The 23,594-nt window shown below is 35.3% G+C and carries 17 protein-coding genes; 9 read left to right on the top strand and 8 right to left on the bottom strand.

Features of this window, described 5'->3' with window-relative positions:
• Positions 1-3: 3 nt before the first annotated feature.
• From ACE01P_RS18785 to ACE01P_RS18760, 6 genes are all read right to left on the bottom strand, one after another.
• The gene (locus ACE01P_RS18785; RefSeq protein ID WP_379700524.1) at positions 4-948 is read right to left on the bottom strand and encodes a glycoside hydrolase family 43 protein; all 945 of its coding nucleotides are present in this window, start codon (positions 946-948) and stop codon (positions 4-6) included.
• A gap of 181 nt (positions 949-1,129) precedes the next feature.
• The gene (locus tag ACE01P_RS18780) at positions 1,130-2,743 is read right to left on the bottom strand and encodes an arabinan endo-1,5-alpha-L-arabinosidase (RefSeq protein ID WP_379700522.1); all 1,614 of its coding nucleotides are present in this window, start codon (positions 2,741-2,743) and stop codon (positions 1,130-1,132) included.
• 11 nt (positions 2,744-2,754) lie between these two features.
• The gene (locus ACE01P_RS18775) at positions 2,755-4,293 is read right to left on the bottom strand and encodes an alpha-N-arabinofuranosidase (protein ID WP_379700520.1); all 1,539 of its coding nucleotides are present in this window, start codon (positions 4,291-4,293) and stop codon (positions 2,755-2,757) included.
• A 54-nt stretch (positions 4,294-4,347) separates the two neighbouring features.
• Complete coding sequence (locus ACE01P_RS18770; protein WP_379700518.1) at positions 4,348-5,355, bottom strand: arabinan endo-1,5-alpha-L-arabinosidase; 1,008 nt, start codon at positions 5,353-5,355, stop codon at positions 4,348-4,350.
• 118 nt (positions 5,356-5,473) lie between these two features.
• Entirely contained in the window at positions 5,474-7,036 is a 1,563-nt protein-coding gene (locus tag ACE01P_RS18765; RefSeq protein ID WP_379700517.1) for a RagB/SusD family nutrient uptake outer membrane protein, read from the bottom strand.
• A gap of 28 nt (positions 7,037-7,064) precedes the next feature.
• Positions 7,065-10,121 (bottom strand): SusC/RagA family TonB-linked outer membrane protein, encoded by a 3,057-nt coding sequence (locus ACE01P_RS18760; RefSeq protein WP_379700515.1) that lies wholly within the window; start codon positions 10,119-10,121, stop codon positions 7,065-7,067.
• A 573-nt stretch (positions 10,122-10,694) separates the two neighbouring features.
• Here ACE01P_RS18760 and ACE01P_RS18755 point away from each other — a divergent pair.
• On the top strand, positions 10,695-11,384 hold the full coding sequence (locus tag ACE01P_RS18755) for an NUDIX domain-containing protein (protein ID WP_379700513.1): 690 nt from the start codon (positions 10,695-10,697) through the stop codon (positions 11,382-11,384).
• Between the two features lie 82 nt (positions 11,385-11,466).
• Here the strand turns inward: ACE01P_RS18755 and ACE01P_RS18750 are convergent, their stop codons facing one another.
• Positions 11,467-12,465: a GntR family transcriptional regulator gene (locus ACE01P_RS18750; protein WP_379700511.1), complete on the bottom strand. Its 999-nt coding sequence runs from the start codon at positions 12,463-12,465 to the stop codon at positions 11,467-11,469.
• A 101-nt stretch (positions 12,466-12,566) separates the two neighbouring features.
• Here ACE01P_RS18750 and ACE01P_RS18745 point away from each other — a divergent pair, with 101 nt between their 5' ends.
• From ACE01P_RS18745 to ACE01P_RS18725, 5 genes are all read left to right on the top strand, one after another.
• Positions 12,567-13,619 (top strand): aldose epimerase family protein, encoded by a 1,053-nt coding sequence (locus ACE01P_RS18745; protein ID WP_379700509.1) that lies wholly within the window; start codon positions 12,567-12,569, stop codon positions 13,617-13,619.
• Between the two features lie 194 nt (positions 13,620-13,813).
• Positions 13,814-14,974, top strand: a complete 1,161-nt coding sequence (gene galK, locus ACE01P_RS18740) for a galactokinase (RefSeq protein ID WP_379700507.1) — start codon at positions 13,814-13,816, stop codon at positions 14,972-14,974.
• A gap of 17 nt (positions 14,975-14,991) precedes the next feature.
• Positions 14,992-16,050: a UDP-glucose--hexose-1-phosphate uridylyltransferase gene (locus ACE01P_RS18735; protein ID WP_379700505.1), complete on the top strand. Its 1,059-nt coding sequence runs from the start codon at positions 14,992-14,994 to the stop codon at positions 16,048-16,050.
• Positions 16,051-16,301: 251 nt separating this feature from the next.
• Entirely contained in the window at positions 16,302-17,990 is a 1,689-nt protein-coding gene (locus ACE01P_RS18730) for a sodium/sugar symporter (protein ID WP_379700504.1), read from the top strand.
• A 258-nt stretch (positions 17,991-18,248) separates the two neighbouring features.
• Positions 18,249-19,028 carry an SDR family oxidoreductase gene (locus ACE01P_RS18725; RefSeq protein WP_057115557.1) on the top strand — a complete coding sequence of 260 codons (780 nt, stop codon included), beginning with the start codon at positions 18,249-18,251 and terminating at the stop codon, positions 19,026-19,028.
• A gap of 138 nt (positions 19,029-19,166) precedes the next feature.
• Here the strand turns inward: ACE01P_RS18725 and ACE01P_RS18720 are convergent, their stop codons facing one another.
• On the bottom strand, positions 19,167-20,030 hold the full coding sequence (locus ACE01P_RS18720) for an AraC family transcriptional regulator (protein ID WP_379700502.1): 864 nt from the start codon (positions 20,028-20,030) through the stop codon (positions 19,167-19,169).
• Between the two features lie 149 nt (positions 20,031-20,179).
• On the opposite strand from ACE01P_RS18720, the gene ACE01P_RS18715 reads away from it, so the two are divergent.
• The 3 genes from ACE01P_RS18715 to ACE01P_RS18705 all read left to right on the top strand — a co-directional run bounded on the left by ACE01P_RS18715 (position 20,180) and on the right by ACE01P_RS18705 (position 23,592).
• Complete coding sequence (locus tag ACE01P_RS18715; RefSeq protein ID WP_379700500.1) at positions 20,180-21,835, top strand: UxaA family hydrolase; 1,656 nt, start codon at positions 20,180-20,182, stop codon at positions 21,833-21,835.
• 39 nt (positions 21,836-21,874) lie between these two features.
• The gene (locus tag ACE01P_RS18710) at positions 21,875-22,639 is read left to right on the top strand and encodes an SDR family NAD(P)-dependent oxidoreductase (RefSeq protein ID WP_379700498.1); all 765 of its coding nucleotides are present in this window, start codon (positions 21,875-21,877) and stop codon (positions 22,637-22,639) included.
• Positions 22,640-22,737: 98 nt separating this feature from the next.
• Positions 22,738-23,592 carry a fumarylacetoacetate hydrolase family protein gene (locus ACE01P_RS18705; protein WP_379700496.1) on the top strand — a complete coding sequence of 285 codons (855 nt, stop codon included), beginning with the start codon at positions 22,738-22,740 and terminating at the stop codon, positions 23,590-23,592.
• Positions 23,593-23,594 lie beyond the last annotated feature (2 nt).

The following is a 23,594-nucleotide window of genomic DNA, read 5'->3' as shown; positions in this document are numbered from 1 at the left end:
ACACTATTGTATTCCTTCAGATGTCATAACAACACGTTTCATTGTTCCGTCTTTGTTATAAAATAATTTATCGACACAGACTGATCTTCTAAAACTTCCTCCATTTGGTTTTGATGCTCCGTTATGATAAATGAAATACGATTGTCCTTTAAAATCAATTATCGATTGATGGTTCGTGTTGCTGTTTCCCGCTAGTTCATTCAGAATCCCTTTAAATTCCCAAGGTCCTGTAATTGATTTGCTCATCGCGTAAGCAATTTTTTCAGGGAATTCATAAGCATAAGACAAATAATACCAGCCGTTATGTTTGTGAATCCAAGGAGCTTCAGTGAAATTTGGCAATTTTATATGATGAATTTCTCCTTCTATTTCGGTCATATTTTCTTTTAGTTTCGCATAATGACAGGCAGTATTTCCCCAAAACAGATACGCTTGTCCATCAGTATCAATAAAAACTGTCGGATCGATATCATCCCAGCTTATATCGCTAAATTTGGTCATATCGTTGGTAATTAATGCTTTTCCTAATGCATCTTTAAAAGGTCCAAGCGGATTATCGGCCACAGCAACTCCAATTGATTTTCCTGGAACTGTTCCATGTTCAACCGTTACATACCAGTAAAATTTTCCGTTTCTTTCTATTACTTGCGAAGCCCAAGCGTCGCTTTTTGCCCATTTAAAATCGGTTACTTTTAAGGGCACTGCATGCGATTCCCATTTTTTCATATCAGAAGAAGAATACACGAGCCATTCGTTCATTTTATAAAAATTGAAATCGTTTGGCGCTTCGTCATGACCTGCGTACAAATACACTTTGTCTTTGTAAACCAACGCAGCAGGATCTCCTGTGTATTTATCTGTAATAATTGGATTATTGAATTTTACCGATTGTGCAGTTGCTGCAATCGATAAAAGCAAAACGGACAGGCTTGTAAATAGGTTTTTCATTATTGCTATGTTTTTTTGCCACGAATTCACGAATTTTTACAAATCACAATTCGTGAAATTTGCGGTTATTTTTATTCAAGTAGATTTCACAAATTTTTTAATCATTTTAATTCGTGAATTCGTGGCTATTTTTTCTCTCGCAGATTTTATTTTTAATTTCTAATGCTTCGAATTTGGAGTTTTAATTTATTTTTTTACCCCAAACTGCTAATCCCGCACTATTAATTCCGGTATAGGTTAACGTCACTTTTCTAGTTGCTGATTCCCAATCCCAAGCATCAACTACATTGCATTTAACTCCGTTTATGGTTGCGATTTTTTTAGCTGAATCGTAAGACCAAGTTCCCGTTATATCACCACTTACTTTTTTGTCAGCCGTTAGAAAAATCGTAACTGCTTTCTGCATGGTTTTGTATTGATAATTCATAGTAATTTGTTCCCAAGTTCCTACCAGATTTCCTTCTGCAAAAGTGGTAGTTGGTACTCCAGCATAACGTTCTGGTTCTATAACAGGCCAACCGTCTTCTGTCCATTGAATTCCGTGAACGTGTCCCATCATGACTGCATTTGAAACTGCAATTCCGGCAACACCTTCTGGCAGACGTGCTTGTGAAGCATAAAACCATTGTTTGGTATCTGGATTTTGAAAAACAGCGCAGTGCGCAAATCCAACCCAACCGGTATGATTTTTAAATTGATATGGATGTGTCACTAACGGAAAACATTCCGCTCCATTTGTAATACTCATTCCTGTATTGGTTACATAAGGCCCCAAAATGTTTTTAGAACGCGCTACACGTGTGTTATAAGCGACTGATAATTCGTCATAAGCCAAAAACAAATAATAATATTGTGTGTCTGGATTGTAGATAATCTCTGGCCCTTCAAGTGCTTGCCAACGGTTTGTATTTACGTTTCCGCGACCAGCAATTCGAACTCCGTAATCATCGATTGTTTTTAATTTATCTGGTTTTCCAGTTGTTGGATTTAGTTTTAAAGCCGCAATTCCAGAATGCCAAGAACCGTAAATTAAATATTGTTCACCTTCGGGAGTTTCAATAAAACTTGGATCGATGGCATTGAATTTAAAATAAGCATCCCAATCGTTTCCTCCGTTTCTAACATAACTTTTTACGCCATCGGGTTCCGAGCAAACTACCATTCCTTTGTCAACCCAACTATTAGAAGCTAAATCTGTTGTTTCAGCCAAACCAATAAAAGCGCGTTCTGACCAAGAAGTATTGGTATCTGTTCCAACAATTGGATTTGTAACCACAATGCTGTAATACATTCTGAACACATTCCCCACTTTACGAACGCAAGGCGCCCAAAATCCGTAATTTGGATTTTCTATCGGAGGAAGAGCTGGATTCATTCTCGCTCTTTTATTGTTCAAAGAATCTTTTACCCAAGCCGGAGCTGTAGTCATCGAAGACCCCATAAATTCCCAGTTGATTAAATCTTTTGATCTTCTGTAGAAAAAATGTCCGTTGCCATCATGCGCGTTTCCGTACGAAGCATCGGTTTGATACATATAATAGTATTCTCCCGATTTCTCAACTGACGGATCGTGCACGTTTGCTAGATTCCATTGTGATCTATTGGCCCAACTTGCAAATGGAGTATAATTGTCTGCGTAAGTTGGTCCTGCAAATGTTGGCGTAACCACAGGCGGATCAACTACTACTGGCGGTTCTGGATCTAATGCCGGATCATCTTTGGAGCAGCTTCCCATTAAAACTACTGCAACAAAAACTCCGATAAAAGAAATGGTTTTTAAAATGAAGTTTTTCATCTGCTTCTATTTTATTTTCCTTCTAAAACAACTACTGAGAAAGGAGGAATAGTGATTTCAAGTTTTCCTTTTTTGTTTTCGAAACCTTTAAAAGCTGTTGGAACAATTTTATTCGGGTTATCGAATGAATTGTAATCTTGTAATTTAGTCGATGTTATAACCGTTCCTGTGAAGTTTTTCACTCCTAAATCTTTTACATCAATTTCGATTTTATTCTTATTTTTTGCATCAACATTAACTAATGAAATGTGAACCGCTCCATTTTTATCTTTTGATGCTGATGCTGAAACTGCAGGAAGTTTTTCTCCATTAAAAGTGTATGATGCCGATTCGAAACTTACTGGCAATAATTTAGCATCTTGATGCACAGCGTACATTTTCATTACATGATAAGTTGGCGTTACGATCATTTTTGCTTTGTCTGTAAGAATTACAGCTTGTAAAACGTTAACACATTGCGCTAAGTTTGCCATACGAACACGGTCGGCGTGGTTATTGAAAATATTCAATGTTGCTCCAGCTAAAACCGCATCACGCATTGTATTTTGTTGGTATAAAAATCCTGGATTTGTTCCTTTTTCTACTTCGTACCATCCTCCCCATTCGTCAACAATCATAGCTACTTTTTTCTCAGGATCGTATTTATCCATAATAGCAGAATGTTTGGTAACCAGTTCTTCCATTTTTAATGCTGATTGCATGGTTTTGAAGTAACCTTCTTCTGTAAATTCTCTATCGCTTCCTTTTTTACCCCAATCAATTACAGCATAATGATGAACTCCAACTCCGCCTAACATATTCAACGGAATTCCTTTCATTAAAACTTCTGTCCAATTGTAATCTGAACTGTTTGATCCAGAAGCAATTCTTGTAATTCCTCCAGTATTTTCCCAATCTGACATGAAAGTCGCATATTTACGGTATTCTCCTGCGTAATATTCTGCAGTCATATTTCCGCCGCATCCCCAAGCTTCATTTCCAATTCCCCAGTATTTTACTTTCCAAGGTTCTTTTCTTCCATTTTTTGCACGTAAATCACTCATCGGACTTTTACCGCTGAAATTTGTGTACTGAACCCAATCTGCCAATTCTTGAACTGTTCCGCTCCCTACGTTTCCAGACAAGTATGGTTCTGCTCCAAGAAGTTCGCACATATTCAAGAAATCGTGTGTTCCAAAACTGTTGTCTTCTGTTACTCCACCCCACCATTTGTTTACAATAGTTGGTCTTTGTTCCTGTGGTCCGATTCCGTCTTTCCAATGGTACGTATCTGCAAAACAACCTCCCGGCCATCTTAAATTTGGAATTTTTAAATCTTTTAAAGCAGCAATAATATCATTTCTTACTCCTTTTGTATTTGGAATTTTCGAGGTATCTCCAACAAAAAATCCTCCGTAAATACAACGGCCTAAATGCTCTGCAAAATGACCATAAATATTTTTGTCGATTGTTGGTGCGTCGGCAGAATTTTTAATGGTTATTGTCGTCTGCGCGAAAGTTAACTGACTACAAAACGTAATAAGAAATGAGATTAAAAGTACTTTTTTCATAGTGGTTTTTGTTTTAGAGGAAAGCCCGAAAACTTCCCTCTGAATTTTAGTTTTTTAATAAGAAAGTGTCGGCCATCCAGATGACCATGTAAAGTATACAATTTCGAGTTTTGGATTTCCGCTATCGGCTCCGTCATAATAATGAACAGCTCCTTTTTGCGTTCCAGTGATTCTAGATAAATGTCCTGGACCAATGTAATTTCCTTGTGTAGCCAGAACAGTTGTTCCTCCGCCATTGGTTAATGCTACTCCGTTTTTATCAACGAAAGGGCCAAACGGACTTGTAGAACGTCCAACTACAATATAATAGGTACTGTTTACACCATTACAACAAGTACCTCTGTTGACGAACATATAATAATAGCTTCCTTCTTTAATTAAACAAGGCGCTTCCCAAGATGCGCTGTTTCCGCCAGCAACAATGGTTCTGCTTCCTGTAGTTTTTCCTGTCGAAGGATTAATTTGAATCACTCCAATACCTGCGTGCCACGAACCGTAAGCCATATAAACATTGCTTCCGTCAACCAAAATAGAAGGATCGATTGCATTGACATCTGATGCTGATGAAGAAGAAACAACAACACCTCTATCTGTCCATGTTGTTCCTGCACTTTGCGAAATGGCTGGCGTTGTTACCAATCCGATTGCTGATGTTGCCGAACCAAATGTCGAGCATGAATAATACATATTCCATCTGTTATTGAACCAAGCAACATCTGGCGCCCAGAACGTTTTCACGAATCCTGGAACGTATCCTGTAATCCAGCTTGGAGTTGATGAGAATGCAGATGTTCCCCATGTCCAGTTCGCCAAATCTCTTGAATAAGTCATTGGGATATTATCTCCCGTAGTAAAAACATAATAATTAACTCCGCTTTTTACAATCGTACTCGGATCGTGCGATGGCACATTTCCGCTAACTGTTTTTGCTGTTGAATTGGTAACCTGTGAATCTTCTGCATTTACAACTGCTGTTGTTCCTTCCTGTGTTGGGACAATCTCTTCATTTTGACAACTCCCAAATAATATTGCTAATAAAACCAAACTTGTAATTGTTTTCATTATTCTAATTTTAGTTAGTGTTAAAAATTACTTCTCTTGTATTCCAAATTCTAGCATAGTCCCAGTTTTCAGTTACAGTATGCAGTGAGACTGTGACTGAAAACTGAGACTGTTAACTTTAATAACTATCGTTTTGAATAGTTCCCGGGTTGTTATCCATTTCTAATTGTGGAATTGGGAAATATTCTCTTCCTGCTGTAAAAGAATTAAATTCAGCATCTCTTGCTTTTAGCCAAGCTAATTTAGCAGGATCTTGAAGCCATCCCCAACGACGGATATCATCAAAACGGTGTCCTTCAAGAGGGAATTCTAAGAATCTTTCGTGACCAATCTGCTCTCTCATTTGCGCTTGAGACATTCCTGGTTTTGCAGTTGCTAAATCAGGAAGATTTACTCTGTCTCTTACCATCTGAATATAAGTGTAAGCTCCTGGCGTATCTCCTGTTTCATTTAAACATTCTGCATACATTAAAAGAACATCAGCATATCTTAATAAACGCTCATTAATTCCTGAACGCCAATCGTATTCGTCTGCAAATTGTCCGTCAGAGTTTTGGTATTTTCTACAGAATAAATCATTTAAATCGGCTGGACTTGAAGCGTAGAATGTTGCAAAATCTTTTCCATACAATTGCATTCCGCCTGGTTTGTTATAGAAAATAGTTGCATCTAAACGAGGATCGTCTTCTCCAGTTTTTGTTTTTTCTTCTTTAAATTCATTGAATAATGCCCACGTTGGCTGAACGTCTGTCCATCCGAAAGCACGTGGCGCATAAGTAATCGCTCTTGCAGATGTTTTTCCCCATCCAGAAGCAGGAGCACCTCCCCAACCTAAATCAACACCTCCAGCATCACGGCTGAATTGTACTTCGAAAAGAGATTCTGAATTGTTTTCGTTCGCAGTTGTGAAGTTATCACGGTAATTGGGTACCAAAGAATAAACTCCTAAATCTATCACTTGTTTGAAAGTAGCTCTGGCGTTAGAAAAATCTTTGATAAACAAATAAGCTTTTCCTAAATAACCCAATGCAGCACCTTTTGTTGCACGCCCTTTTTGTCCAGCATCCAATCCTGAGATACCTGTATAAGCATTTGGAAGCAATTCTGCTGCTGCTTTAAAATCTGCAATAACTTGTGCCCAGCCTTCTTCTTGTGTTTTTTGAGGATAATAAACCGCTAATTCTGTTGGAAGAGGCACATTTTTAAACATGTTTACGGCGTGAAAAAAGTACAATCCTCTTAAGAAATAAGCTTGTCCTAAAATTCTGTCTTTCAAAGCTGCATCAGCAAATTCAATTCCTGGAACATTTGTCAAAACTTGATTGGCACGGTAAATACCTTGATAATATGTTTCGTAAGCCCATCCATAAATCGATGCATCTGCAACATTCGAATTGAAATGTCCTACATTATACATGGAACCCCAAGGGCTATTTGTTCGAGAATCATCCGCTCTTGCGTCTAACAATAATGGTGTACTTCTCATGTAAGTACCGTCTGTTAGTAAACTTCCGTAAGCAGCATTTACACCTTGCAGTGCATCTTCATCTGTTTTCCAAAAATTATCGACTGAATCATTATTTGGATCTAATTGAGTCAGATCTTCGTTGTCCACACAACTTGTAGTTACCAAGGCTAGTGAAAGGAAAACGGTTATATAGCTAAAAATTTTAGATTTCATTTTAATACGTTTTAATGGTTAGACCTGGTTAGAAGCTCACTTCTACTCCTAAAGAAATTGTTCTTGGATTTGGAAAAGATCCTGCATCATATCCTCTTGAAAGTAATCCGTCGCTGTTAAAATCAGGATCGTATCCTTTGTATTTCGAAATAATCAACAGGTTTTGACCATTTAGGTAAACCTTAGCTTTTTCAATAAATTTATCTTTTATCGGAATGTTATAACCGATTTCCATTGTTTGCAGTTTCACAAAATCACCGCTTTCAATAAATCTATTTGAATCTCTAGCATTTCCATTTGGATCTCCAATAACTGGAGCTGGAATATTAGTATTGGTATTTGTTGGTGTCCAATAATTTAGTTCGTCTTTATGATGGTTTGTATATTGTCCGATCATTAAATTGCGGTACATCGCGTTAAATACTTTGTTACCACCTGCACCTTGCCAGAACATTGAGAAATCGAAGTTAGAATAAGAAGCACTGAAATTTAATCCGAAACCATATTTAGGAATTGTCACCCCTTGAAAAGTTCTATCCGCATCTGTTATGGCTCCGTCGCCGTTTACATCTCTAAATTTCACATCTCCAGGAGCTGCGCCAGTTTGAGTTGGAGAAGACGCAACTTCAGCCGCATTTTGGAAAATTCCGATTGCTTCCCAAGCAAACATTTCACCAACAGATCTTCCAACTTCAGTTTTAGAAACCGCTCCGTAGATTGGATTTCCATTTACACCGATCTTAGTAACTTCATTTTTCAATGTTCCAAAGTTTCCAGAAATATCATATTTAAATTTATGATGATGATTGCTGTAAGATGCTGTAAATTCTACCCCTGAGTTTTTCATTGCTCCAGCATTTGTTGTTACACTCGCAGGAAAAGCTCCTGTAGAAAATGGAAGCGGAACTCCTAATAATAAATCATTTGATTTTTTAATGAAATATTCTGCTGTAAACTGTAAATCATTGTTTAAGAAACCTAATTCGATACCCACATTTGAGTTTGTCGATTTCTCCCATTTTACATTAGGATCAAGCGCCGCAACTACAGTTGTTCCTGGAGCAAGCTCATTATTAAAATCATAACCTGCAAAACTGTTTACTGTTGAGGCAAAGAAATATTGCGAAATAGTATTGTTACCTAATGTACCGTATCCTCCTCTAAGTTTAATGTTGCTTATCCATTCAGGCAATGTCCAGAATTTCTCGTTGCTAAGTTTCCATCCTCCAGAAAAAGAATAAAAGTTTGCTGAATTATTTTTTTCGCTGAAAAGCGATGTTTTATCTTGTCTAAAGTTAGCTTGCACTAAATATCTGTCGTCATAAGAATAGTTTAATCTGCTGATATAAGATATTCCTGTAATCGTAAATTTATATTCAGATGCATTTCTAGCATCAGCATATTGAAGCATCGGGATATCGTTTGGCGTAAAACCTACACCTCTCATATTATATCTATGATAGTCTCTTTTTTCTTGAATCCAACCTGCAAGAGCATCAACTTTATGTTTTCCTAAAGTAATTTCATAAGTTAAAATGTTATTCAAGAATGTTCTTAACTCATTTCCTTTTTCAACATCTAGAGAGGCTTCATCATTTGTTGTAATGTAATACCAGCCTAAATCACTTGGCGGCATAAATTTTCTGTTTTCCCAATCTGTTCTGTCGTAACTTACATCTAGTTTGTATTTAAGACCTTTTACAATTTCTATTTCTCCCCAAGCATCACCAATGAAACGGTTTCTTTTTCCGTTATTATCAATTAGATTATTAAATCCAATTGGATTCATTGAAATAGCTCTCTGAGTTAAATTGTCAGTACCTCCGTAACCTCCAAGTCTGTTTGCATCGTAAACTGGCATAGTCGGAATAGCTCCCAAAATGTCGCTTACAACACTTTGTCCAACATTATATTCATTAAAAATTTCTTTATCAGATTGTGTGTAAGCTATTTTTGCACCGTATTTAAATTTACCTTTTTTACCATTTAAATTTAAATTGGTCGACAATCTCTCATAGTCCTGAGGTGTTTTGATGTAACTTGTGTTTTTAAAATAATCCACATTAAAACTATAGGCAATACTTTCTGCTCCTCCAGTAAAAGTCAAAGCTTGATTTTGCACCACACCAGTTTGAAAAGATTCTTTCTGCCAATCTGTATTTACATTTGATATATATGATGAACTATTTGGGTCATTTCCTGGAGCAATGCTTACAGGAACTCCTGCTCTAATATCTCTGTTTCTTTCAGCCTCGCTAGTAATTTTTTGGTAACCCAAGCGATCTGTAACATCCCATTTTTTAGCAACATTTTGAAGACCTACAATAGACTTGAATTTAATATCCATTTTGCCTTGTCTGCCTTTTTTAGTCGTAATAATTACAACTCCATTCGCACCACGCACACCATAAATAGCGGCAGAAGAAGCGTCTTTTAAAACCTGCATAGATTCTATTTCTCCTGGAGCAAAGTCGTATGGAGAATCGACCATGATTCCGTCTATTACAAACAGCGGATTGTTGTTACTAAATGAAGTTATTCCTCTAATCTTCACATTAACAAAACCTCCCGGTTCTCCTGAAGATTGTACGGTAACACCCGGCACTTGTCCTTGAAGCATTTTAGCGGCATCATAAGTAACTACCTTTTTAGCCGATTCTAAATTGACAACACTTACAGAACCTGTTAAGTCTGATTTCTTTTGAGTTCCGTAACCAATAACAACTACCTCATTAAGTTTATTGGTGTCTTCGCTTAAAGCCGCATCAATTTTCGACTGGCCTCCTACGACTACCTCTTTGTTCTGAAATCCTATAAATGAAAAAACTAAAACATCGTTTGGAGATGCTTTAATCGAATACTCTCCGTCAAATCCAGTTGTAGCAACTGTTTTGGTTCCTTTTATTATAATGTTTACACCCGGCAAAGGAAGATTATCTTGTGCCGATGTTACAACTCCTGTTATCGTTTTGCCTTGAGCAGACAACTGATTAACAGACAATAACAGCATCAATACTGCTAAAATCCAATTTGTTTTTGGCAATAGAAAATTGCAATACAAAAGTAATTTTTGTTTTGTAATCATAATGGTTTAGTTAAGATTGGTTAGTGGTTTTAGTTAATAAGTGTTAATCTTACATTTGTAAATTTAACTAAAAAAAAACCACGTAAACAAATTAATATCACAAAAAAACAGCTGAAAAAAAACACATATCATAAATTAAGTGTTGAATTAACATTTAAAAATTCAAAGTTTTTTCAAAAAAAGAGGCGTTTTTTTAGTTTTAATTGTGTAAAAAATACACTTTTAATGAAAAAGTCGTTTTTTAATCAAAAAAAAGCTTGAAGAAAAAAAAGCATAAATAATCTGTTTTTTAATGATTTGAAACAAAGAAAACGATATATTTGTAAGTAAAAGATTGTTTATTTTTGTCAATTTCTGACTAAACAGAACATATTTTTATAAAAAACTATCCTTGACTATCCTGTTTTTTTCTTAAAAAAATCTTAAAAAGAGAATTTCAATGTTATTTTTATGTAAAAAGTAGCTTTTTAACTATACATTTGAGTAGTTAATTATGTAAGTGTAAAATCTACATTAATAAATTATGAAAGCTTTTAGGAAGTTCATATATTTACCCATCCAAATTAATTATATATGCTAAATAGTTATAGCTCTGCTGATAAAGTTTTACTGGCAGTAGACTGCATCATTTTCGGATTCGACAATGATGGTCTAAAAATCCTTCTGATTCAAAGAGATTTTGAGCCTGAAAAAGGAAAATGGTCCTTGATTGGAGGGTTTCTAAAACGTGATGAAGTTTTAGATACTGCTGCAACCCGAATCTTGAATACCTATACAGGTCTTAACGATATTTATATGGAGCAGTTGCATGCTTACAGCGAAATTGATCGTGATCCTGTAGAAAGAACCATTTCGGTTTCTTACTTTGCTTTAATTAATATCGAAAACCATAATGCAGAATTGATTCAAAACTATCATGCAGAATGGTTTCCAATTAATGACGCGCCAAATTTAATTTTTGACCACAATGAAATGGTCGATAATGCCATTAAGAGACTTCGCTACAAAACTTCGATCAAACCAATTGGTTTCGAATTGCTTCCTGAGAAATTCACAATGCGTCAGCTTTTAGAATTGTATGAAGCTATTTTGAGCAAAGAATTGGACAAAAGAAATTTCATCAGTAAAATAAATTCTTTGGAAATTTTAAATAAACTGGAAGAAAAAGACATGCAGTCTTCTCGAAAAGGTTCTTACTTATATACTTTCAACAAAGAAAAATATGAAGAAAAACTACTCAATAATTTCGTATTGAATTTATAAAATTTTATTTATTCTCTCGCAGATTTAGGAGATTTGGCTGATTTAAAAAATCCCCTACATCTGCTAAATCTGCGGGAGAAATTTAAAGCGAATTTCTCAATATCAAAGCAGATCTATTTTCGATCTGCTCTTTTGTTCCTTTCAAAACCATATCAGCCAGAATTTTTCCCATTAATTCAAAATTGGTTGAAATAGTGGTAATTCCGTTTGCTGCAATTTTCTTCAATGGAGTTTCATTGTAGGATATAATTCCGAAATCTTCTCCTAATTTTAAATTTCTGTTGATTGCATTTTCTATTACCAAAAGCAAATCGCGATCGTGAGGAATAATATATAAATCTCCCAAAGCAATAGATTGATTGCCGAAATCTGAAATAATTTCATAATCAAAACCATAATCTTGGCAAAAAGATTCGAAACCTAATTTCATCCCAGGCGGTTCTCTAAAACCGGGGAAAATTAAAATTAGTTTCTTGTATTTAGACAATCTCGTTTTGCCTTTCATCAGACCTTCGTAAATATCTTTTTGGTGATTTTGATAAATCGCAGGAAACATTTTTAAATCTGAATTGGTCTGATCCAAAATAATTACGTCGCTTACTGGTAGGGTTTTTACAGAATCGACGATATCGTTTAAGTTCGTCGGCATGATAATGTATTTTGTATAATTTCCGTTGCTGTCATTTATCAGCTTTTTGAAAACTTGAACATTAAAATGATGGAAGAAAATATCAACCTGAACATTTTTTCCAATGTTTTTTAAAAACGAATTATAAATGTCTTCTTTGAAAATATTCAATTCATCAAAAAGCAAGAAAACCTTCTGAGTTATAGTGATTTCAACGCTTTTAACGTAATATCCCTTCCCCGGAATGGCATAAATAATTCCTCTTTTCTTCAATTCGTCATACGCCAGCAAGACCGTATCTCGAGATAAAGAAAAAGCCAGACAGACTTTATTTACCGATGGAAGTCTATCTCCTTTAATTAAATTTCCTTCTTCAATCGCTTTTTCGATTGAAAGAATAATCTGCTTATATTTTGGCAGACCGATGTTATTTTGAATTGAAATAATGTTCATAATAAAGTCATTTTGACTATAAATATCAAAAACTGGTAGGTACTGGTATGCAAAAATAATAAATGTTTCTATTTTTGGATTTCATTATTGGTAAAAATTATATGGAAATAAAACACATATCGCATTTAAAAGAGACACACAATTGTAAATTGTTTGGTTTAATGCCTAATAAGGAAGAAATTTATTCTTTTGATCTGGTTAATAAAAACGGAATGAAAGTGCAGATCATCAATTATGGTGCAACTGTAACTTCAATCCAAATTCCGCTTGACGGAAAACTGGTCGATGTTGTTTTAGGCTTTGATAATCTTGAAGCGTATTTAGAATCTTATAATTTGCCAAGCGCTCCTTATTTCGGAACTACTGTGGGCCGTTATGCTGGCCGTATTCATAATGCGACTTTTAGTCTTAACGATAAAAAGTTTCAGCTTGACGGAAACAATAACGGTAACACGCTTCACGGCGGAGATATGGGATTTGGAAGAAAAGCTTGGAGTGTTGTGAATGCAACTTCTGGCGAAAATCCTTCGATTACTTTTGGTCTTTTGAGCGAACATTTAGATGAAAATTTCCCTGGAGAAATGACGGTTCATTTGACGTATACTTTGACTGAAGAAAATGAATTAAAGTTAGAATACAAAGCTACCTCAACTGAAGATACGGTTATCAATTTAACGCATCACAGTTATTTCAACCTTGATGGACATGACGGAAATGTTTTAGAACAGCAAATGTTTATCAAATCGGCTAAAATGCTGGAAACAAATTCAGATAATATTCCAACAGGAAATTTTACCGATTTAAATAATCATGATTTTGATTTTAGAAATCCGAAAAGCTGTCCGTTTCCAATTGACAATTCGTTTGTAGTAAATTCTAAAACAGAAATTGTCGGACAATTGATCAGCTTAAAAAATAAATTGATAATGAATGTTTACACCGATCAACCAAGTGTACATATATATGTAGGCGGAAATTGTTTCGGAAAATTAAAAGGAAAAGAAAATGTAGATTACAACGCGCAAAGCGGAATTTGTTTTGAAACGCAAAATTTCCCTGATGCTCCAAATCACGCTCACTTTCCGAATGCAGTTTTGAAAAAAGGCGAAGAATACACACAGAAAACGCTTTATAAATTTGAAAGTTTAAATTAAAATAATAGCCATTCGATGAGATAAATAAAATCTAATTGAATCTGCTAAAATCTTTTAAAATCTGCGTGAAATAATTTTGCGTATAGATTTTTTCACGCAGATTTAGACAGATTAAAGCTGATTTACGCTGATTTAAATTTTAATTGAAAAAAGATTAATACAATTCCAAAAACCACAATACAACTAACTATATAATGAATGATATTTTAATACAAGATACTGTTGCTTTTTTCGAGAAATCTTTCGGGTCTTCTCCTCAAAAAACGGTACTTTCTCCAGGTAGAATCAACATCATCGGAGAGCATATTGACTACAATGATGGTTACGTTTTGCCTGCTGCAATTGACAAAGTAATTTGTTTTGCTTTTGAAAAAAACAATACCAAAACTTCCAAAATAATTGCCATCGATTTGAATGAAGAATTTGAAATCGATTTGACTCAAGAAGTAAAATTGAGCGATGTAGTTTGGACGAATTACATTCGTGGCGTAATTAAACAATTGCAAGACAACGGATTTTCTTTCGACGGTTTCAACTGCGTTTTCAGCAGCAATATTCCGGTTGGTTCTGGATTGTCTTCTTCAGCGGCTTTAGAATGCGGAATGATTTTCGGAATCAAATCTCTTTTCGATTTAAAAATTGAGAAAAAAGACATTTCATTATTAGGACAAAAAGCAGAACATTGGGTTGGCATCAACTGCGGAATTATGGATCAGTTTTCTAGCGTTCATGGTCTTGAAAACAAAGTAATTCAGTTAGACTGCAACACTTTAGATTTTGAATATCACAATGCCGACTTCAAAGATTATTCTCTGATTTTATTTGATTCTAATGTAAAACATTCGCTTTTTACATCAGAATATAATACGAGAAGAATCGAATGCGAAGAAGGTTTATCGATTATAAAAAGCCATTTTCCAGAAGTAAAAAGTTTTAGAGACGCGACAGAAGAACAGGTTTTAAGCCTTAAAGATAAAATGACTGAAAAAGTTTTTGCTCGAGTTCATTTTGTTGTAAAAGAAATCAATCGCGTTATCAAAGCCTGCAAAGCTTTAGATCAAGGAGATATTGAACTTTTAGGAGAGTTGCTTTTTGAAACACATTATGGTTTGTCTCAAGAATATGAGGTAAGCTGCGAAGAATTAGACATGCTTGTTGATACGGCAAAAGAAGATGATGCCATCATTGGTTCTAGACTAATGGGTGGCGGTTTTGGAGGCTGCACGATCAATTTAGTTAAAAAAGGACATGAAAATGAGGTAAAGCGTAAATTCTCTAAACTTTATTTAGATACATTTGGAATTGAATTAAAATTCTATGATGTAAAAATATCAAACGGAACAACGCTACTTTAAATCCACAACACACTACAATGAAAAATTTTGACATTAACGAAGATCCACACAGACGCTTTAATCCATTAATCAACGAATGGGTTTTGGTTTCTCCTCATCGCGCAAAACGGCCTTGGCAAGGACAAAACGAAACTATTTCGACCGAAGAACTTCCTAAATACGATCCAACTTGTTATTTGTGTCCGGGAAATGTTCGTGCCAACGGAATGAATAATCCGCAATATGAAAGCAGTTTTGTTTTTGAAAATGATTTTGCGGCCATGAAACAGGACGAAATTATTTTTGAAGACGATATTAAACATACCTTTTTTAAGGCAAAACCAGAACAGGGAATTTCGAGAGTCGTTTGCTTTTCGCCAAGACACGACCTGACTTTACCAGAAATGGAAATTGCTGATATTGAAAATATCATTAGAACTTGGCAGAAAGAATATACCGATTTAGGAAATATTAAATTCATCAACCACGTTCAGATTTTTGAAAATAAAGGAAGTGTAATGGGATGCAGCAACCCGCACCCGCATGGCCAAATCTGGGCACAATCTTCATTGCCGACTCAGGTTGAAAAAACGCAAAACAGCTTAAAATCATATTTCGATAAAAATGACAGAACTTTATTGGAAGATTATGTTAGAGCTGAATTGAAAGCTGGAGATCGTATCGTAATCGAGAATGATCATTTTGTCGCATTAGTTCCGTTTTGGGCAATTTGGCCTTATGAAACTATGATTGTGAGCAAAAGAGCAGTGAGCAAAATCACCAATTTTACTGCCGATGAAAGTACCGCTTTCGCGAAAATCTTAAAGCAGCTTACAACGAAGTATGACAATTTATTTAATACTTCATTTCCATATTCTTCAGGAATTCACCAATCGCCAACAGATGGTTTAATTCACCCAGAATGGCATTTCCACATGCATTTTTATCCACCTTTGTTGAGATCGGCAACGGTAAAAAAATTCATGGTAGGATACGAAATGCTAGGCGAATCGCAACGTGATATTACACCTGAAAAAAGTGCTGAAATTTTAAGACAGCTTTCAGACGTACATTACAAAAGTCTAGTAAAAGCTTAATGGTTTAATGTTGTACTGAAGCTAAAACTAAAAATTTAACACAATTCTTGGTGAATAAATGTAAAAAACACATTTACTAATAGTTGATTTCTAAATTTTTATTTTACATTTGGCTTCTGCTTTTATTTTCGCAAAAAAATAACAGAAATAAAACACATCTTGCATTTTTAACAAGATTTGACAACATAAAAACTGATTTAAAACCACATAAACAAACAACCCTATAATAATTATTTAAAATACTACTAACAATGAACCAAAACCTCGCTTTCGCAGACTATGCGGTTTTTATTATTTATTTCATCGTAGTCTCGGTCTACGGTTACACGGTTTACCGCAAACGTAAACAAGACGAACAGGATGCTAAAGCTTACTTTTTGGCTGAAGGAAATTTAACTTGGTGGGCAATTGGAGCTTCTCTTATTGCTTCTAATATCTCTGCAGAACAATTCATCGGAATGAGCGGTGAAGGTTTCTTCTTAGGAATCGCTGTTGCTGCTTACGAATGGCTTGCTGCCGTTGCTCTTATTATTGTTGCTGTATGGTTTATTCCTGTATATCTTAAAAACAAGATTTACACCATGCCGCAATTCTTAAAAACACGTTACAACGAATCTACTGCTTTGATTATGGCAGTTTTCTGGCTGTTTTTATATGTTTTTGTAAACTTAACTTCTATTTTATACTTAGGAGCAGTAGCTATTAACAAGCTTGCTGGTGGAGAATATCTTCACGTAATTATGCTTGGATTGGCTATTTTTGCTTTATTTATTTCCCTAGGAGGAATGAAGGTTGTAGCTTATACTGACGTTATTCAGGTTGCTGTATTAATCATTGGAGGTTTGGTAACTTCTTATATAGCGCTAACAACAGTTGCAGAAGCTTTTGGTGTTGGACAAAACGCTATTGCTGGTTTCAAAGTTCTGATGCAACAGGCTCCAGAGCATTTCAAAATGATTATTCCAAAACCAACTGCAACTTCTTCTCAGTTAGAAATCGATAAATATTTAACTTTCCCAGGATTGTTATCTTACGCTGCTGGTATCTGGATCATCAACTTAAACTACTGGGGATGTAACCAATACATTACGCAAAGAGCACTTGGAGCAGATTTACAAACAGCTCGTACAGGTATCTTATTTGCTGGTATGTTAAAATTATTAATGCCGCTTATCGTAATGCTTCCTGGTATTGCAGCCTACGTTTTATATACAAACGGACACTTGCCTCAATTGGAGGGCGGAGTAAAAGATGAGGCATATTCTGCTATATTAACATTCCTTCCAACTGGATTAAAAGGTCTTTCTGTTGCGGCTTTGACCGCTGCAATTGTAGCTTCTTTGGCTGGTAAAGTAAACAGTATCTCTACAATCTATACATTAGACGTTCACAAAAAATACATCCAAAAAGATGCTGGCGAAAAACAACAGGTAAACATCGGGCGTCTTGCCGTTTTTGTTGCCATGCTTTTAGCTGTTTTATTCACATGGAATGACGTTTTAGGAATTGGTGGTGTTGGAGGATTTACATACATCCAAAAATATACTGGATTCATCAGTCCTGGAGTTTTTGCTATGTTCTTCTTAGGTATGTTCTGGAAAAGAACTACAGGAACAGCGGCAATCGTTGGGGTAATTTTAGGATTCTTATTATCTGTTTTATTCAACGAATACGCTCCGGCTTTATTTGGAAACGACACATTTTTATATACAGCTTACCCTAACGGAAAAGGTGGATTTGAAATTCCTTTCCACATCTGTATGGGATTGTCATTCTTATTTACAATGTTAGCAATGATCGGAATCAGTTTTGCAGGACCAAAAGTAAATCCTAAAGCATTTGAAATTGATTCTGAAATGTTCAAAGTTAAACCGCAAACAACAGTCTTAATCGTAATTACGTTATTGATTATTGCTGCGCTTTATGTTAAGTTCTGGTAATAAATTATCAGTTCAATTCTCTCTATCTTTACAGCTGTTGTTAATAACAACAGCTGTAATTTTTTAAAGTATATTCGTTGAATAAAAAATATAGCCACAGATTAAAAAATTTAAATGATTTTCATAATCTGCTTTTTGTCAGGCTGAGCGGAGTCGAAGCCCACGTCCAATTGGAACGCCCTTCTCCCGAAGCCTCGGGATCGCTCAGGGTGACAAACTAATAAAACAAGAATTTTTAAATTATAATACATAAATACCATGCAGTTATCATTAACCCAAAAAATCATTATCGTTACGGGAGGTGCAAAAGGAATTGGTTTAGGAATTGTAAAAGTCCTAGCCGAAGAAAATGCAATTCCGTTTATCGTTGGACGTAACGAAAATGATAACATCAAAGCCGTAGAAGAATTAAAAGCCATTGGAAAAGAAGCACATCAAGTTGCTGCCGATCTAACAAAACCTGAAGACTGCAAAAAAGCTGTTGAAGCCGTAATCGCCAAATTTGGTAGAATTGACGGTCTTGTAAACAATGCCGGAGTTAATGACGGCGTTGGATTAGAAAATGGAAATTATGAAGATTTCGCCGCTTCACTTCACAAAAATTTAGTGCATTATTATTTAATGGCGCAACACGCTCTTCCCTATTTGAAAGAATCGAAAGGAGCAATCGTAAACATTGGTTCTAAAACTGCCGAAACTGGACAAGGAGGAACCTCAGCTTACGCTGCTTCAAACGGAGGTAGAAATGCCTTAACCAGAGAATGGGCGGTTGAATTACTAAAATACAGCATTCGTGTAAACGCAGTTATTGTGGCTGAATGTTACACTCCTCTTTACGAAACGTGGATTAATACTTTTGAAAATAAAGAAGAAAAATTAGCTGCGATTACTAAAAATATTCCATTAGAAAACAGAATGACAACAGCAGAAGAAATCGCTAATATGGTGGTTTTCTTGTTGTCTGAAAAATCAAGCCATACAACTGGACAGATCATTTATGTCGATGGTGGTTACACACATTTAGATCGATCTATTTAATTTTTTTTGCAAATTTTTTCGCCACGAATTCACGAATTTTTACAAATCGTAATTTGTGAAATTTACAGTACTTTTTGAAGCAAATTTCACAGATTTTTAATCATTTTAATTCGTGAATTCGTGGCTATTTTTTTCAAATCATATAGCACTATTCTTAAACTCCGAAGGTGTAATTCCTTTAAATTTCTTGAAGAGTTTATTAAAATTAGAAGCCGTTTTATACCCACAATCATACGCGATTTCAGACATGCTTTTGTCGGTTTCTAACAACAATTTACAAGCATTTGAAATCCTGATTTCGTGCAGATAATCCACAAAATTCTTTTTAGTTTTTACTCTAAACATTCTACAGAAAGAAGTCCGCGTCATATTCGCGACGGCGGCAATTTCTTCTAAGGAAATATTCTTTTTGAAATTTTTATTGACGTATTGAAAAACCTCCGAAAGTCGATCCACTTTCGAATCTTTCTGCATTAGAGAATAAATTTCGTCATTTATATAAATCTTATCCTGACTGTCGGAAAGAATAGATAAGATTTCAAAAAGTCCGACAATTACTTCGAAGTCTTTTTTAGAAACTAATTTCTCTAGTTTCTTAGCAATCTGTTTATTTGTTTTTCCAATAATCGAAATTCCTTTTCCAGCCTGAAAAAAGAGTTCGTTGATTTTCTGAGTTTCTTTTAACTCATAAAAAGTCGGTCCGAAAATATCTTTATGAAAATATACGACTATCGAATTGGCTTTTAAATCTTCAATTCCCTGATAATATTTTTCGTCATTCAACCAAACGTGCGGAATATCAGAACCCAAAAAAACCATATCTCCAGGTTCAAAAGGCATTACCGAATTTCCTATAATTCGTTTGCCAAAACTCTCTTTCACATAAACCAATTCCAATTCTGGATGCGAATGAAAAGGCGCCTGAAAAAACGGTTCAATACGATTCAGTACCGAAACTCTCGAGTTGAGATAAGACGTTATTTTAGTTTGCTCCAATTTCATACTGCAAAGATAATTAAAGATTATACACGGATAATATTAGACTACTAACAAAAGACTAAAAAAACTAATTTTATTTTTCGTTTACTGCCCAAATTTTATTGAAAATAAAGCGCTTAACGACAACACAAAAAAGAAAAAAACAAAAAACAATGCTGGAGAATACGACTAAAAAACTAGTGGTAAAACTACATCCGGACGATAATGTTCTTGTAGCTTTAACCGACTTACCAAAAGGAGAAACCATTCTTTTTGAAAACGAAACTTACGTTTTGCAAGACCTCATCAAAGCCAAACACAAATTCTACATGCAAGACATGAAGCAGGGAGAAGAAGTGAATATGTATGGTGTTTTGGTTGGAAAAGTGCAAAATGATATTGTCAAAGGAAGTTTAATGACGACCGAAAACTTAAAACACGCCGCAGATCCTTACGCTTACAGAAATGCTTCGTACGAATGGAATGCGCCTGATGTTTCTAAATTCGAAAACCGAACTTTTAAAGGTTACAAAAGAAAAGACGGACGCGTTGGAACAGCAAATTACTGGCTTTTTGTACCGACTGTTTTTTGTGAAAACAGAAATCTTGACGTAATCAAAGAAGCATTACACAAGCAATTGGGTTATGCTGTTACAGACAAATACAATCAATTTACGCACGAATTACTGGAAGGTTATTTGAACGGAAATGACATTAATGATATTAATATTGAATTGAATCCTACACCAAAAAACAAACGTGTTTTTGAAAATGTGGACGGAATTAAATTCTTAAATCACCAAGGCGGTTGCGGCGGAACGCGCCAAGATGCTTCTACTTTAAGCGCTTTATTGGCTTCTTATGCCAATCATCCAAACGTTGGTGGAATAACACTTTTGAGTTTAGGATGTCAGCATTTACAAGTTCAAGATTTTGTAAATGATGTAAAAAGACAAAATCCAGAATTCGATAAACCATTATTTATTTTTGAACAGCAACAAACAGAAAGCGAAGAAGTTCTGATTACAAATGCCATCAAAAAAACTTTTGAAGGTTTAATTGAAATCAACAAATACGAAAGAACTGATGCTCCATTAAGCGATTTATGCATTGGAGTAAAATGTGGCGGAAGTGACGGTTTCAGCGGTGTTTCTGCAAATCCTGCTGTTGGTTATACTTCAGATTTGGTTGTCGCTTTAGGCGGAAAAATTCTTTTGGCTGAATTTCCAGAATTATGTGGAGCTGAGCAAAACTTAATCGACAGATGTATTACGGAAGATAATGCTAAAAAATTCATAGATTTAATGGAATCTTACGATGAACTGGCTCATAAAGTAGGTTCAGGTTTCCATATGAATCCTTCTCCTGGAAATATCAAAGACGGTTTAATTACCGATGCCATCAAAAGTGCTGGAGCTGCCAAAAAAGGCGGAACTTCTCCTGTAGTTGATGTTTTAGATTATACCGAATTGGTTACAAAACCAGGTTTAAGTTTGGTTTGCACGCCAGGAAATGACGTGGAAGCTACAACTGGAAAAGCGGCTTCTGGAGCAACTTTGATTTTGTTTACAACAGGTTTAGGAACTCCAACTGGAAATCCGGTTTGTCCAGTAATTAAAGTAGCTACGAATTCTGTTTTGGCAACAAGAATGAAAGATATCATCGATATTGACTGCGGACCAATTATTAGCGGTGAAAAATCTATTGAAGAAATGGGTGAGGAAATTTTAGAATATTGCATCAAAGCGGCAAGCGGCGAAATTATTCCGAAAGCGGTTCAATTAAACCAAGATGATTTTATTCCGTGGAAACGTGGCGTATCTTTGTAAAAGACTCAATTAAAAAATAACACATAAAAATTATATCAAATGTTTTCATTACAAAATAAAAAAGCAATTATCACAGGCGGCGGAAGCGGAATCGGAAGAGCGATTTCTGTTTTATTTGCTAAACAAGGAGCTGAAGTTCATATTTTAGAATTGACTGAAGAAAGTGCAAAAGAAACGGTTGAAGAAATCAAATCGGCTGGAGGAAGTGTTTTTGCTCACGCTTGCGACGTTTCAAACCACGAACAAGTAAATTCAACTTTCCAGAAAATCGGAAATATCAATATTTTGGTAAACAATGCTGGAATTGCTCACGTTGGGAAAGTAGACACGACTTCTGAGTCTGATTTTGACAGAATTATGAATGTAAACGTAAAAGGAGTTTACAACTGTCTGCATGCTTCGATTCCTGCTTTAAGAGGTTCTGGCGGAGGTGTAATCTTGAACTTAGCTTCTATTGCTTGCTGGGTTGGAATTCCTGATCGTTTTGCTTATTCTACTGCAAAAGGTGCAGTTATGGCAATGACTTTATCGGTTGCGAAAGATTATTTAAATGATAAAATCAGATGTAATTCTATTTCTCCTGCGCGAGTTCACACGCCTTTCGTAGACGGATTTATTTCTAAAAATTATCCAGGGAAAGAAGAAGAAATCTTCGAAAAATTATCTCAATCACAGCCAATCGGCCGTATGGGAAAACCGGATGAAATCGCAACTTTAGCTTTATTCTTATGCAGCGACGAGTCTTCATTCATCACAGGTTCTGATTACCCAATTGATGGAGGTTTTATTAAATTGAATAACTAAAAAAAATAGCCACGAATTTCACGAATTCACACAAATTATAATTCGAGAAAATTGGTGCAATTCGTGGCAAAAAATATTACTAAAAAAATAAAAAGATTATGAAACTTATTAGATTTGGAGAAGAGGGAAAAGAAAAACCAGGGGTTTTACTAAATGATAAAAGATATGATGTTTCGTCTATCGTAACAGATTACAACGAAGCTTTTTTTGAAAATGACGGATTAAAAAAATTAGAAGAAGCTTTAAAAAACAACCCTGCACTTCCAGAAGTGAGCGATTCAGTTCGTTTAGGTTCGCCAGTTACACGTCCTTCAAAAATTATCTGCATCGGATTAAATTATGTTGATCACTGTGAAGAAACTGGCGCTGCGATTCCAGAAGAACCAATTATTTTCTTTAAATCTACAACTTCTTTATGTGGACCAAACGATAATTTGATCATTCCAAAAAACAGTGAAAAAACAGACTGGGAAGTAGAATTGGCATTTGTTGTTGGTAAAAAAGCAAGCTATGTTTCTGAAGAAGATGCACCAAACTATATCGCTGGATATTGCCTTTTGAATGATTATAGTGAAAGAGCTTTCCAAATCGAGCGCGGCGGACAATGGGCAAAAGGAAAAGGTTCTGATACCTTCGCTCCTCTTGGACCAATTATGGCAACTCCAGACGAAGTTGGAGACGTAAACAATTTAAAAATGTGGTTAACTGTAAACGGAAAAACATTCCAAAACAGTAATACTTCAAACTTGATTTTCAAAATTCCATTTTTAGTACATTACTTAAGCCAGTTTATGACATTACTTCCTGGCGACGTAATTAGCACAGGAACGCCTCCGGGAGTTGGTCTTGGAATCAAACCAGATCCAATTTACATTAAAGCAGGTGACGTAATCGAATTAGGAATTGAAGGTTTAGGTACTAGCAAACAAACTGCTGTAGCTTACCAAGGATAAAT

This window comes from Flavobacterium sp. HJSW_4 (assembly GCF_042436695.1).
In the GTDB taxonomy this organism is placed as follows: Bacteria; Bacteroidota; Bacteroidia; order Flavobacteriales; family Flavobacteriaceae; genus Flavobacterium.
The sequence above is the reverse complement of the archived record's forward strand: the minus strand, read 5'-3'. Positions and strand labels throughout refer to the sequence as shown.

Coding starts and splice junctions, on each gene's coding strand:
- ACE01P_RS18785 (WP_379700524.1), bottom strand. CDS start 948: ATGAAAAACCTATTTACAAGCCTGTCCGTTTTGCTTTTATCGATTGCA.
- ACE01P_RS18780 (WP_379700522.1), bottom strand. CDS start 2,743: ATGAAAAACTTCATTTTAAAAACCATTTCTTTTATCGGAGTTTTTGTT.
- ACE01P_RS18775 (WP_379700520.1), bottom strand. CDS start 4,293: ATGAAAAAAGTACTTTTAATCTCATTTCTTATTACGTTTTGTAGTCAG.
- ACE01P_RS18770 (WP_379700518.1), bottom strand. CDS start 5,355: ATGAAAACAATTACAAGTTTGGTTTTATTAGCAATATTATTTGGGAGT.
- ACE01P_RS18765 (WP_379700517.1), bottom strand. CDS start 7,036: ATGAAATCTAAAATTTTTAGCTATATAACCGTTTTCCTTTCACTAGCC.
- ACE01P_RS18760 (WP_379700515.1), bottom strand. CDS start 10,121: ATGATTACAAAACAAAAATTACTTTTGTATTGCAATTTTCTATTGCCA.
- ACE01P_RS18755 (WP_379700513.1), top strand. CDS start 10,695: ATGCTAAATAGTTATAGCTCTGCTGATAAAGTTTTACTGGCAGTAGAC.
- ACE01P_RS18750 (WP_379700511.1), bottom strand. CDS start 12,465: ATGAACATTATTTCAATTCAAAATAACATCGGTCTGCCAAAATATAAG.
- ACE01P_RS18745 (WP_379700509.1), top strand. CDS start 12,567: ATGGAAATAAAACACATATCGCATTTAAAAGAGACACACAATTGTAAA.
- galK (WP_379700507.1), top strand. CDS start 13,814: ATGAATGATATTTTAATACAAGATACTGTTGCTTTTTTCGAGAAATCT.
- ACE01P_RS18735 (WP_379700505.1), top strand. CDS start 14,992: ATGAAAAATTTTGACATTAACGAAGATCCACACAGACGCTTTAATCCA.
- ACE01P_RS18730 (WP_379700504.1), top strand. CDS start 16,302: ATGAACCAAAACCTCGCTTTCGCAGACTATGCGGTTTTTATTATTTAT.
- ACE01P_RS18725 (WP_057115557.1), top strand. CDS start 18,249: ATGCAGTTATCATTAACCCAAAAAATCATTATCGTTACGGGAGGTGCA.
- ACE01P_RS18720 (WP_379700502.1), bottom strand. CDS start 20,030: ATGAAATTGGAGCAAACTAAAATAACGTCTTATCTCAACTCGAGAGTT.
- ACE01P_RS18715 (WP_379700500.1), top strand. CDS start 20,180: ATGCTGGAGAATACGACTAAAAAACTAGTGGTAAAACTACATCCGGAC.
- ACE01P_RS18710 (WP_379700498.1), top strand. CDS start 21,875: ATGTTTTCATTACAAAATAAAAAAGCAATTATCACAGGCGGCGGAAGC.
- ACE01P_RS18705 (WP_379700496.1), top strand. CDS start 22,738: ATGAAACTTATTAGATTTGGAGAAGAGGGAAAAGAAAAACCAGGGGTT.